5 protein-coding genes are annotated in these 14,291 nt (G+C 44.0%); 3 read left to right on the forward strand and 2 right to left on the reverse strand.

Features of this window, described 5'->3' with window-relative positions; genetic code table 11:
* The first annotated feature begins 207 nt into the window (after positions 1-207).
* Positions 208-9,618 (forward strand): DNA/RNA non-specific endonuclease, encoded by a 9,411-nt coding sequence (locus P2A85_RS22955; RefSeq protein ID WP_377475678.1) that lies wholly within the window; start codon positions 208-210, stop codon positions 9,616-9,618.
* A 33-nt stretch (positions 9,619-9,651) separates the two neighbouring features.
* On the opposite strand, the gene P2A85_RS22960 is transcribed toward P2A85_RS22955, so the two are convergent.
* A complete protein-coding gene (locus tag P2A85_RS22960) occupies positions 9,652-10,611 on the reverse strand; it encodes a pentapeptide repeat-containing protein (RefSeq protein WP_377475679.1) in 960 nt (319 codons plus the stop codon).
* A 144-nt stretch (positions 10,612-10,755) separates the two neighbouring features.
* Between P2A85_RS22960 and P2A85_RS22965 the strand changes: the two genes are divergently transcribed.
* Positions 10,756-12,204 (forward strand): hypothetical protein, encoded by a 1,449-nt coding sequence (locus P2A85_RS22965; protein ID WP_377475680.1) that lies wholly within the window; start codon positions 10,756-10,758, stop codon positions 12,202-12,204.
* The gene (locus P2A85_RS22970) at positions 12,162-13,475 is read left to right on the forward strand and encodes a DNA/RNA non-specific endonuclease (RefSeq protein WP_377475681.1); all 1,314 of its coding nucleotides are present in this window, start codon (positions 12,162-12,164) and stop codon (positions 13,473-13,475) included. Before P2A85_RS22965 ends, P2A85_RS22970 begins: the two co-directional genes overlap by 43 nt.
* A 152-nt stretch (positions 13,476-13,627) precedes the next feature.
* Here P2A85_RS22970 and P2A85_RS22975 read toward each other — a convergent pair whose 3' ends face one another.
* Complete coding sequence (locus P2A85_RS22975; protein ID WP_377475682.1) at positions 13,628-14,065, reverse strand: pentapeptide repeat-containing protein; 438 nt, start codon at positions 14,063-14,065, stop codon at positions 13,628-13,630.
* Positions 14,066-14,291: the final 226 nt, after the last annotated feature.

The following is a 14,291-nucleotide window of genomic DNA, read 5'->3' on the forward strand; positions in this document are numbered from 1 at the left end:
AACAGTTATTTTCATAAAGATTTAGCATAAGTTAAATAACTCTCAGTAAATATACATAGATTTAACTGACTAGCAACAGTCTAAAAAACTCAAAAATTCTGTACTTTCACTAATTTGTTTAAAATCGAATTCAACCTATAATAAAAATTATTAACCGCTAGATAATGAATTAAAAATAAATTAACCCTCAAATCAGGAGTGCCAAGAGTGCCTTGGAAAGACCCGATTGGAGAACCTTTAATAGAAGAACTGGAATCCTTAATTCCCGGACTAGCCCCGACAAAGCCCGCGCTCCTGCCGGGAATTAAAACCTCAAAACCTTTCTTATATCAAACTCCGGGCGAACCTGAAAACTCCGAACAACTTAACTTAATAGAAACCGCTTCGCAGCCCAAAGACGAATTTAGTCTAGCAAAGGCTGATGCTTTGATTATTAATAAAGCCTCCGCTTTTAACAGCATACCTTCTGCTCAAACCAGCGATCCCAAAACTAACAGCTACTCCAGGGATGCAACAACTTCTGAAATTGACCCCCTAATTGGTAAACTCGACTCGGATTTAGGAGACCCCCTGACCAACCCGAATCGAATAATCTCACCCGTTGTAACTACATCCACAACGAGCGAAAAAGCTGCTCCCAAAACACCATTACCCGCAACCGCTGAAACAAGTTCAAAACCCGAAGATCAAAAAACATCCTTACCGTCAGAGGCTATACTTAAAAGTGATTTAGAACCGAACAAAACAGCACCTGCAACTGTATTACCGACTGATAAACTAGAACCGAACAAAACAGTACCCGCAACTGTATCACCGACTGATAAACTAGAACCGAACAAAACAGTACCCGCAACTGTATCACCGACTGATAAACTAGAACCAAATAAAACAGTACCTGTAACTGTATCACCGACTGATAAACTAGAACCGAACAAAACAGCACCCGCAACTGTATCACCGACTGATAAATTAGAACCAAACAAAACAGCACCCGCAACTGTATCACCGACTGATAAATTAGAACCAAACAAAACAGCACCCGCAACTGCATCAACGACTGATAAATTAGAACCAAATAAAACAGTACCTGTAACTGTATCACCGACTGATAAATTAGAACCGAACAAAACAGCACCCGCAACTGTATCAACCATAATACCAGAGCGCAGTACAAATTCATCAGAAGAATCCGATAAAATTGCAGTAACAAATTCAACCCAAACAGTTGCAGCTAGCCCAAACATACCCTCGACTGATAAAACCTCTACAGACAAACAGTCGCCAGTTACCAAAACTGATGACAAGATAGATTCCGAAAAACAATCGCCAACAGTCGATGCAATAGCGACCGAAAAACCCACTTCAAATTCTCAACAACCAACAACACAGCCCGCAACAGCCCCATTAATTCGGGCCACATCTAACCCAGTTTCACCTGACGTTAATATCAGAGAAGAAGTCAAATCAACAGATTTAAAAAATCCAGTACAAACCGCTACTCAATCTTTAACTGACAAACAGAATGATACAGGAAAACTTGACCCATTAAAAACCGAACCTGCTGCAACACCAAAAACAGCAGCCAGTGAAAATGTAGCGGTAACGACAGCAACAGCAGCAGTTAAAACCCCAGAAAAAACTCCGAACAATACTGACTCACTTTCGGAAATTAAACAGCCAGTTAAAACAGAATCTATTGTCAGTCTATCAGCAGATGCTGAATTAATCAAAACCGACACAACTGTAACTGCAAGCATTTCTAAACCTCCCGCAGAAACAGAGTCAATTATCGCTCCACTTGCAGAAAATTCTCCTGCAAAAACAGACTTACTCAGCTCTAATGTGGGCGAACAATCACCAAAAGAAACCCACTCCAATGTTTCTACCACAGCCGAAGAATTGCCCACAAAAAACGAGTCGATTATTACCGCAGAAATCAATTCTGGCACGGTGGTTATGGACATCCCGGTCGCTGAAATAACAGGAGAACTTGAAACCGAACAATTGCCAACAAAAACCGATTTGCTAAAACCAGCAGAATTCACTGCTGATACAATCGAACGGGACATCGTTGTTTCCTTCACAGCAGCCGAATTAGAAACCGAGAAAACCCTGCCAGTTGCTGTTAATTCTCTCGAACCAGAACCGCTAATTTCCAACTCAAATTATAGCGTAAAAACTGAACAGCGTACTGGCAACTTCCAAAGCAGTACCAATTCCCCAACTTTTCAATCAATAACAACAACAGCCAACTCACCCAGTGGGACTTTCCTTGTAGATAACCAAGGAAAAGTCAAATTTGACTATGTATTTGACGGCGGCTCCTTTCAAGGCGAACTCGGCATTTTCAGCCTAGCCGGAATGTCCGCATTCACACCCGGAACTCCAGAATTCATCGCCGAAGCATCCCGTAGAGTTTTAAGCAATTCCACCGACGGATACGTTGTAATCAGCGACTCGCAAGAAGGAGCAAAATTCACCGGTGCGATGCCATTCGACGGGGATTGGGGCAGCGGCGAATATCAGGGTATCAAAACTTTCTCCATGCTACCAGGCGACACCTTTGCCGTCATGTTAGTCCCCAACGCTACAATACAATCATCCTTCCAATCCTCATATTCGGGAAATTTGTTCCCCGAAAACCGCCCCTTATTCAGTATCGCCACAGCCAATCCCAACGATACCGCTCATCTGCTACAAATAGCCGACATTACCGGCAGCGGCAACACCTTTGCCCTGGAAGATATGTCGCCTTCTAACTCGGACAGAGATTACAATGACCTAATCTTTAAAATTAGCGGCGCGACAGGAAACGCACCGCTGCTAGATACAGTCATCAACCCTGACAGAGAATGGCGCAATACAGCTTTAGGACAGCAATTGCTCGCCGAAGCCAATCCCCCGAATTCTGACAACAATCCGCCCGTTGTTTCACCGACAAGCGCTCGGACTTATACAGAATTAGAGACAACTATTTCATTAGAAAATCTTGCCACAGATGCAGAGGGCGACCCTCTGACAATTAGCGTCCAGGGTCCAGTAAACGGCACTGTAATTTTCAATCCCTTAACTAACAAAGCATCCTTTAAACCAGCAACCGGTTTCTCTGGAATTGCCAGCTTTGATTTCCTTGCCAGCGATGCTTTTGGGAGTTCAACGCCCGCGCGGGTGACAGTCAATGTCAGCGATGTTCCTCTGCTAAATCTAGATTTTGTGAAGCGAAATCCCCGACTCAATGCAGGAGAAAATACGGAATTAGTTGTGCTCGGAGATTTTGCCGACCAAAAAGGTGTAGTGCTCCCAGATTCTTATCTAACTTACACTTCAATAAATCCAGAAGTAGCACCAATAGACGCAGCCGGGAAAGTGACAGGTTTAACCAACGGCACTTCAATTTTGAGTGCATCTCGAAATAACTTGCAAGCAGTAACAGCGGTGCGAGTTGGAAAATTGCCAGCCCCCACCAACGATGCAGAATTCAATGGAGCACTAGCCGAGATTAACGGTTTGAATGTCTATCCCAAAGCAGTCACCATGACAGCCGGAATGGGACGCTCGCTTTTAGTAGGAATTGAAAATATCATCAAATCCCCCGATTTGAAATTCGGCTCAGTAGGAACTCGCTATTTCCCCGGAAACTCCAACTTATTGCAAGTGAATTCAGACGGCATTATTACTGCAATAGAAGAAGGAGTTACTAACGTCACCGTCATTCACGGAGCAGCCGAACAAGTCGTGCCAGTACGAGTCTCCCTTCCTGCCGCCGCCGGAACAATTTTAGGAGTAAATGGCGGTGCAGTTTCTGGCAGTGACGGTTCAATTGTGATGGTGCCGAGGAGTGCTCTTGCCGAAAATACAGCTATTAGCTTGACATCTCTAACCAGCAATGCTCTATCGCTACAACTTCCCGACGGTTTGCAGTTTGCCGGAGGCTTCAATTTAGACTTGGGTGATGAATCTCTGAAATTGCCCGCTCAATTAGCAATTCCAGCCCCCGCCGGCTTATCTCCCGGTACCGAAATTTTATTCATGCGAAAAGGTTCGCTCCCCGATGCTAACAATATTCAAAACCCAACTTGGCTGATTCAAGAATCCGGCGTAGTCGATGCCAACGGCACCATCCGAACTAACTCTCCGCCCTTTAGCGGCATTTTGGAAAGCGGCGAATATGCGATGTTTGCATTGCCCCTGGGGTTAGTAGGCGCTCCGACAGTTCAACAGTTGGTCAATCTCGGCATTTCGCAAGCCGCCACCGGTTCGCTGGCTGCTAGTGGCGGTACAGCAGCAATTAACCTTTCGACTAACTTCGGTCTCCAAGGCGGCTTTTTAGCAGCCAATGCGGGTTTAATCGGTATCGCCGCCATCACCACAGCTCAATTCGCCGGTACAATCTTACTCCTTGCTTACTTAGCTAAATACCTGCAATCTGGATTGAAAGTCATCGCCATTCCACAAGTCGGTTTACCTGTAGTCACGGATGCAGGCGTCGAACTCGACCCAGAAGGGATTCCCAGCGTCACAGCGACTCTAAATATACCCACATTATTCCCCGCAGACCCCTTCGCACCTCCAGTGCTTCAATCCGCTGAATTTAAGTTGGAAAATGGCGACCCAACCGTCGTCCTGACAGGCAGCAATTTCCTGAATAACTCCAATGATTTGGGCGGTGAATTTGAGGATTTAACTGTCAGCTTCCGCGTCGGCGACAAAACTTATCCCGGCATTTTGATACCGGATAAAAACACCGATTTAGGAGAAAATCGCTACAAAATTGCTGTCAAAATTCCGATTACCGTACCCGTCGGCGAATCCAGCATTGTAGTGTCGAGAAAGCAGAAAAAGCGCTTCGGACTGGGCGTTGGAGATTACGAAATTGTCGAACTAGAAAGTGAAGAAAATATCCGCCTCGCTCCTACCTGCGTTGAATTGGCGCTGGTTACCGAACGCACGGGCGACAAAATCAACGTTATTAATCTCAAAGACCCTTTATCAACTGTTGAAACCCAGACCAGCGATAAATTGGCGGTTGCTATTAACATTCCTGTGGGTAATCCTAATATCCCATCAGACCGACCGGAGTCGATCGCGCCTACTAACAATGCTACCCGCGCCTACGTGACTCTGCGCGACACCGGCCGCGTGTCTGTGGTGGATTTGATAGCCCTGCGAGAGATAGACACTACTCCTGAAACGGAGACTGTCGATGCGATTAGCTTGCCGAATGGAGCCAGACCGCAAGCTATTGTTATTGACCCCAAAGACAATTATGCTTACATTGCCGACCAAAATCGCCCCAACATCTACGTTCTCGACATTAACCCGAATTCGGCAACTTATCATACCGTTGTCCAAACAATTAACGTCACATCGCCGCTGGGATTGAGTCAGTTAGCTATCAGCAGCGACGGGCGGCGACTGTTCGCCACGGGTTCCGACAATAACGAACAAACACCTAACCGCCGCATTTACGCTGTCAACATTGACCCCGCCGACCAACCTAAGACTGGAAGCCCTAACACTCGCCTGTGGCACCAGCAGATTAAAGTAATTCCCACCACATCAGAGACAGAGGGCATAGCTGCTACTTCCGATCCGAAAAAAATGGTGTTCACCAACGGATTTGCTAGTATCCGCGCCATAAGTAATGGGGAGGAGATCAAGCTTCAAGATGACGGCAAAGGCTTCGGGGTACTCGAAATTGAGTCTGATGACCCCCTCAATTTTAGTGCTAAAGTCAACTACGCTCCTTTGGCGCTGGGCGTGGCCACTGACTATTTTGATGTCAACGAGGCAGTGGCTGTAACAGTAACGCAAGACGGGAAATATGCCTTTGTTGCCGGTCGCAACTCTAGGGCAAAGATAAATACGCGCGAGGGTGGAAATATAGGCATTATCGCAAACCCGCTGGGGCCCAATCCTCAATTGGTGGCTGCGACTCGACCGATTCCCGACAGCTTAACTAACAACCTAGCGCTTTCGAGTGACGGCAAATATTTGATTGCTTCCTATCCCACCCTCGGTTTGGGAGGAAGTTCCTACGTTTTCGATGTGGAGGAAATGATTAAGGCTATAGAGAATCCGGGCAATTACAAGCTTGACGCACGGGACAGGGGTGTGGATACTTGGGGTTTCCAGGCAAGCAATCAGCGAAATGCGACAACTGCCGACCTCGCCCGCGTGCCTATTGACGATATCAACCCTAGAGTCAGTATTGCGGCCGACTACGAAATTATCGAAGGAAATTGGATTAATAACTTTGGTTTTGGTATCCCGGATGGCACGAAACGCGCTCCCATTGGTATCGGCGGAAATCCTAAAGGTTTGGCGATCGCTTCTGCTAAAAACTGGTTGGAATTAAAAGGACCGATCGGGGATAGCAAGAATGATAGCAATCCTTTAACTCCTACTTTTAGGTGGGATTTGAAGGGTGAGAATGAACCCTGCGGTCTTCCTGGTTTTAAGCCCGATACTGATGTCGAGAAGGTCAATCTTTATGTAAGCGTTTTTCCGCAAGGGAAGGGCTTGTTGCCCGGCGATCGGTGGGATGGGTTAAATTCGCAGGACGACAAAGATTACAATCCGAATCGTATCCTGACTGCTCAATGGGAAAAGGGTACGTGGACTTGGGATGGGAAAACTAAGGCTGGTTCTTCAGAGGAGTTTACTCTTTCTAGCGATCGAATGTTGACAGCTGGTCAGGAATATCATTGGGCTGTGGAAGCTACGACGAATGGAGGGAAAAGAAAAGTTGTTACCAATAAGTTTAAGACTTTACTGCCGACTCCGATTTCTGGTGGTAATACTTTCAGCAGCGTTACTGTTTTAACGCGAGGCTTAGAACCAGAAAATAAAGCAAATCCCGAACACAGCCAACTAATTGACAGCCAACTGAATGGAGTAGCAAAACACATTTACGATGCGGGCGGTGCCGTTAAAAAATACAACCCGGCTACGGGCAAGTGGCAATCAGTTAGTCCCCAAGGAAACGACTGGATATTTAATAGCAATTCTCGTTCTCCAGAAACTGGCAAGCCATTAGTGCTGCTGGCTGATTGGATGGAAGGAATCGAACAGGAAAGGCTTTATAATTCAGGCTTTGCTGAAGCAGCCGCAGATAGTTTATTTGCTTCAATGGTACAACTCGATTTGGAAAAAGGCGGTTCTGTAGGCAGCCAAAATCGCCTCTATGACAGTATGGGTAAATTAATCCGCACGAGCGGCAGTGTTTTCAACTCGCCGTTACATTTTGTTGGTTTCGGGCAGGGGGCTGTAGTTAACAGCGAAATCGTTCAGCGTTTGGGTACGTTTTTTCCTAATGCTGGCGGTACGAGTCCTGCAAATCGCGATTTGCAGGTGACGACTGTTGACCCTTACAATTACAAGTCTATTTCTTTAGAAGGAACTTACCGTAACATTCTCGACCCGGAAATCAGAGTATGGAATAATGTCACCTATGCTGACAATTACTACCAAACTAATGGTATCGGGAATACTCTTAACGGGCGGGTACTTTCTGGAACGAATTGGAAGTCAGATTGGAATGTTTCGCTTAACAATCTGGCTGGTTTTACGGATAACGGGGCCGGTGCTTCCCATCGGACGGCAGGGGCTTGGTATGCGGGAACGGCTAATCTCAATGAAAGTCGGTTGCCATCAGAAAATGGCGATCGAATTTACCGCCGCTTGGGAGATTTGTCAGCAAATAATATCACCGATGTGACTAAGACTTGGTATACCCCCGACCATACCAATGCTAATTTTACTGGCGGTAATGGTGATACTAATGCACCTTGGGAAGGAATCGGTACGGGTTGGTTTCATTCTGTTTTAGGGGGAGGCTCTCAACTGCGTCCTTACGATTTTGGGGGCAAGAAAGGGAAAAATGAGCTGAGTAATTTTGAGAATTACCTGAAGAATAATCGGGCTGCTGTTTCCGAAGATAATACCTACACAGATATCACTAAGTCCTTCGGAACTCGGATGCGGGGTGATTATGCGGTTCCGACTTTGTTTAACGGGAATTTTGATGCGATTGCTTTTAGAAAGTCGGATCATACTATCCCAGGTTGGTCTTTATTTAATGGTTCATCTGAGGATGTTTTACAATCCCACTTAGTCGATTGGTACACTATCGGAGAAGAAGTTGCAAAGAATAGGACAATACCAGGCTTAGAAAACTTAAAAGACTTAATAAGTAGCGGTTACTTAGATGCCATAAGCTACGATGTAGATCGACCTAATTTTGCCCTGAGAATGGGAGATGGTGGGACAAGGCAAATCGTACACAACTATTTTGTGATGCCAGAATGGGGAGATTTGCGATTTAACCTCCACGCACCGTTTCGGAAAGGAAAGCTTAAGGTCTGGTTGGAAACTCAACCGGAAACTAATTCACAAGGGCAACCAATTCTTGGTACTGGCAGTCATCTTCTCAAAGAAATCGATTTAGCAATAAATCCAGGTAATTCACTAGAGACATACGCAAGCGATATTGACAAAATTGGTTTTGGCAGAGGTGGGTTTGAAACTTTCCATGTAGATAGTAATCAGCTAGATCGATTTCGAGGTCAGGTAGCCAAGCTAAGATTTGAAGTTGAGGGGAATACTCGGGTTTATTTAGATGATGTTTTCTTTAAGAGCAATCACCTAAAATTTGGTAATCCTTCTGAAGCCAGGTACAGTCCTGAAGAACCAAAAAATAACCTCTATCGCGAAAACTTGCTACTGGAGAAGCCTCAGTACGCAGTATCTTACAATCGCACGACTAAAACCCCCAACTGGGTAAGTTGGCAGGTAAATAAATCATGGATTGGTGGAAAACGCCAAGCTGATGAGTTCATCGCCGATCCTACATTACCTAATGGCTGGCCTCAAATTAGTGGTAGCAGTTATGAAAATAATAAAGGGGTCAGTCTTGGCTTTAACAAAGGACATATAATTCCTTCAGGAGATCGGACAAGACATCCCAAAGACAACCTAGCCACTTTTTTAGGAACCAACTTAATCCCGCAAAACGCTGACAATAATCTGTTTTTTAGCAGTCCTAATAATCCCGCAGAAGCCTCTGCGTGGTACAATATAGAACAGTTAGTAACCGGTCTGGCTGAAAATAGTAAGCAAGTTTACGTTGTTGCGGGTAGCTATGGCACAAATTGGGAACCACAGAAAAAGAGTAATGCTCTCCCCAACGATTCTAAGTATCAAGGGTTTACCAATTCTGAGGCTTTTCAGCAACAAGGAATTAATATTCCTACCTGGACATGGAAAACAAATCTGGTTCTAGAGCATCCTAGTCAAGGGATACCAGATGTTAATCACGACACCAAAATTTACACGTTTCTTACACCTAACAGAGCCGAACCATCAGCCCTAGACTGGGCTAATGCTGGGGAGCAAGGAATAGTCCACCCATTTTATGAAATTGGAGAGCAGCTGCAATTAAATCGAGTTTTATCTCCAATCAAAAATGTGACTGAATGGCGATCTCCGAACACTTGGTTAGTTAGTATCGAAGAACTTGAAAACTTACTTAAAGGTAAAAATGTTAACCTGTTTTCAAATATTCCTGGAGATATTCGAGATGTTCTCAAGCGAAATATAAACTTGCCACTTTCATGATTTATAGAAATCAAATTTATGGCAAATAGAACCCTACCTTTTCCAATTAGAAGCATATTCACTAGGACCAATAATAACTTCTCCGTTGGGTAAGGTAGTGTTACGAAAGAATGCAGATTCCGTGAACAGAAGTTCAGCCCCACTCAGGTTAGCTTCTGTAAAATCTACACCATACATTTCTGCATATAAGTTGGCATCTCTCAAATTGGTGTAGCTTAAATCTGCTCCTCTCAAGTTAGCAATGCACAGATTAGCACCGCTCAAATTTGCCCCCCTAAAATTAACTCTCGTCAAGCAGGACTCTTGCAAATTGGCACCGCTTAAGTTAGCATTAGCCAAGTGGGCATTCCGCATAATTATGTTACGTAAATCGACTCCTCTGAGGTCAGCCCGATACAAAATTATTCCATCAAACCTTCTTTGTCCGGCAGCATAGCGCCGGAGCAAGGCTTGGGGTTTCATGACTCGAAACGGGTCGTTTTTTACCCTACCATCTGGCATAATAGTATGACAAAATAACGCAGCGTCAGTGTTAATATTCTCCCATTTAGCAGCGCTAAAATTTGTGCCAATTAAGTTGGTATTAGACAGGTTTGCATTGTTTAAGTTAGCATTTTTCAAATTAGCATCGCTCAGGTCAGCATTCCATAAATTAACATTAGCCAGATTTGCATTGCTAAGATTTGCCCCTACTAAACAAACGCTACTCAAGTGAGCATTTTCCAGATTCGCGTTACTCAAATTAGCACCGCTCAGGTCGCAACCCTGCAAAATACTTGAGTGCAAATCAGAGCCACTTAGGTCGATCTCAATTAGGTATTCATGCTCGATGAGAGTTCCTTCTAAATTGATCGAGGAATAGTCTCTCCATCCATCTTTATATAAATCGACCACCTCCCCACCAGCCATCTCTGGGTGATGGTTGTTGAGAGATAGAAGCGGAATAACTTCTTCGGCTTCTTCTTCCCATTCGAGATATTCTTCGTTATTCATAATCTTTTTTTAAGATATTTACATATTAATAATAGCAGATCGTGAGCCAGACAAGATTACAATCGGAATCGGTTTCTGACTGCTCATTTTAAAACTTTACTGCCGACTCCGATTTCTGGTGGCAATACTTTCAGCAGCGTTACGGTGTTAACGCGAGGCTTAGAACCAGGAAAATCCGAAAATAGCCAGTTGATTGATGGGCAAATTAATGGAGTTGCTAAACACATTTTTGATACTGGTGGTACGGTTATGAAATATCAGTCGGCAACTGGTAAGTGGCAGTCAGTTATTCCTCGCGGAAATAGTTGGATATCTAATACTAGCCTTCAGCCTCCTGTCTATGGCAAACCCTTAGTGCTGTTAGCTAATTGGATGGATGAGATGAATGGGATGGATGGGATTGAGCCGAAGCAACTTTATAATTCTGGTTTTGCTGAGGCGGCGGCTGATACTTTATTTGCTTCAATGGTGCAATTGGATTTAAATAAGGGTGGTGGTGTCGGTAGCCCAGGTCAGCTTTATGATAGCACCGGTAAATTAATCCGCACTCAAGGAGCTGTTTTCAACTCGCCACTGCACTTTATCGGTTTCGGGCAGGGGGCTGTTGTTAATAGTGAAATTGTCCAGCGTTTGGGTACGTTTTTACCTGATGCTGGAGGTACAAGTCGGGCAAATCGCGACCTTCAGATGACGACTATTGACCCTTACGATTACGATGATAATTCTTTTTCTGGGCATTTCCTTAACATTCAAGATCCGGAAATTAAGGTTTGGAATAATGTCACTTATGCTGACAATTACTACCAAACAAATGGTAGTGGGAATACAATTAACGGGCGAGAACTTTCGGGAACGAACTGGAATGCCGATTGGAATGTTTCTTTAGGAGAGCGGGCTGGATTTATGCCGGATGACGGGGAAGGTGCTTCCCATCGGGCTGCTTTGGCTTGGTATGCGGGGACTGCTAATCTCAATGAAAGTCAGTTTCCATCGGAGAATGGCGAAACAATTTACCGTCGCTTAGGTGATTTGGCTGAAAATAATATTGCTGATGTTACTAAGACTTGGTACACTCCTGACCACACTAATGCTAGTTTTACTCAGGGCGATACTAAAGCTCCTTGGGAAGGAATTGGTACGGGTTGGTTCAACTCTGTTTTAGGGGGAGGTTCTGAGGTAAGACCTTATTTTGATGGTGGGAAGAATAGTAAAAGTGAGTTGGGTGACTTTGAGGAGTATTTGAAGAATAATCGGGTTTCGGTTTACGAAGATAATACCCCAATACCTGCAATGCGGGGTGATTTTGCAGTTCCTACGCTGTTTAATGGCAATTTTGATGCAATTTTTTACCCGAATAGCATTCAAAATATTCCGGGCTGGTACAGCAATAGAACTGATAACAAACTCAAGCAAAGCGCCCTAATTGATGTAGCAGGTATTCCTGGAGCTACTCCGCCCTCAAATGGCATTCCCAACTATGCTCTACTCCTGGGAGCTGGGAACCCAACCCAAGCCACCCATGACTCGTTTGTTGTACCCGATTGGGGCATTTGCGGTTTGATGTTTTTGCTCCTGTTCAAAGCGGACAACTGAATGTAAAGCTTGAAACGATCGACGGTCAAAGTAAAGATGTAACCGTCAATCTTGCAGAAGATGCAAACTTTTCAATCGATCCAAGTAACTACAATCAAATTCAGGCTATTAAGGACATATACTCGGATATTGAAAACAAGATTGGCTTTGGGAGAAAAGGATTTGAAACATTCCAACTTAAGTTAAACCTCACTGATTCAGAAATCGCAGAGTTTCGAGGTAAGCCAGCGAAAATAACTTTTTCTTTAGACGGTGGCGGTTCCGTTTACATAGATAATGTTTTCTTCAAGAGCGACCATCTCAAATTTGGCAATCCCACTGAAGCTAGATGGAATCCTAGCAACAGTACATATCAAAACAACTTGCTGCTTGAAAAGCCACAGTACGCAGTGTCTTACAATGCTGATACCAAAATTGCCAACTGGGTTGGTTGGAAAGTAGACAAAACATGGGTTACAGAACCACCAACACAACCGGGAGATCCAGAAGATGGACTAATAAAAAGACCTGAATTTATAGCCGATCCCGATCTACTATCTAGTGGCTTGTTGACTTATGATGGAAATATCTTTACGGGGTTAGGAATGAATCGGGGTCATTTGTCTCCGGACAGAGATAGATTGAGACATCCCAAAGACCAGTTAGCAACCTACTTAACAAGTAATCTGATTGCCCAGTCAATGGATAATAATCGATTTTTTGTTCAAGGAAGCAACAATGCAGCAGATGCTTCAGCTTGGTTCAATATAGAAAATAAAGTGGTACTCCCTAGGGTTAATCAGGGGCAAGAGCTTTACATTTTCGCTGGAGCTATTAGTAACGATCCAAATCCTCAAAAGAAAACGAATGTTCCAGAGTTGCTTGATGACATTCTAAATGGAGAGTATATCAATCAGGGAAATACAAGCCCTAGCAATTTGTCAAACCGACAAATTCACATCCCTAGATGGACGTGGAAAACAATCATGGCTGTGGAACAACCAGGAGCCGAAGTTACTTCGTCAAACATAGAAGCTTTCGCATACATGACGCCTAACGTAGCAGAACCAGATTGGAATAACGTATCCTCAGAGGGGGTTGCAAATCCGCTTAATAATGAGGTGTTTGCTCCGTTTTTGAATAGCATGCGAGGTAACATAACCAATGCGACAGCCTGGAGGAACCCAGATACTTGGCTAGTTACTCTTCCAGAACTCACAAGTCTTCTTAACGAACGCAACAAAGTTCGCAGCTATGACTTTAACTTTGATTTCCTGTCAAATCTGCCATAAAATATTCAGAATGCTTTGAAGACTCAAGGGAGTTATTCTTCTCCCTCTTGACATTTTGCTTCTTTTAGCTGGAACTTCCTCCTGCGAGGGGAAGTTCCGTTTAGCCCAAAAGTAAATCATACCCTATTTCTATGAGTTTCGTCAGAGTAAAGCTATGGATAAAAGGAAAAACCAGGGCTAAAAACTCCGTCAGGTCGTATTACGTCCCAGAATTTACAAGGCTCTTCTCCAAAGCCATAGAGCTTAGCACCTTGTAAATTGACTCTAGTAAAATTAACCGAGCTTATGTCGCATCTACTGCTGTTAAATCCTCTCAAGTCACAGTCAAAAAACCTACTGTATTGCAAATGACTTGAGGTTATTTTAGCTTCCCTGAAGTTACAGTACCAAAATTTAGCCGCTCCTAACTCGCACCTATGCAAATTGAGTCGGCTCAAATTAACGTAGTTAAATTGAGCACCAGTGATGTCAATATTTTGCAGTTCAACCCCGCTCAAGTCAGCGTACTCCAAAATGATGTTTCTAAAATCTCGATCTCCAGCCGCATATCGTCTGAGTAATTCTTCTACAGTTATTCTTTCTTTTTCCATAACTCAACTCCTATATCTATTTACACCATCAACAATAGCACTTTTTTAAGGCTCTATCCCGATCGCATAACTAATACAACGGCTTGGAGAAATCCTGATACTTGGAGACTTAGGAATAAAAAATAAATAACTTGCACAATTAAACCCCAGAAGCCTTGATACGAGCTAAACTATTTCTCAATTAGTCACCTTATTTATTTTTCATTCCTAAGCAGCTTGAAAAGCT

Source organism: Microcoleus anatoxicus, from assembly GCF_042465725.1.
Taxonomy (GTDB): domain Bacteria; phylum Cyanobacteriota; class Cyanobacteriia; order Cyanobacteriales; family Microcoleaceae; genus Microcoleus; species Microcoleus anatoxicus.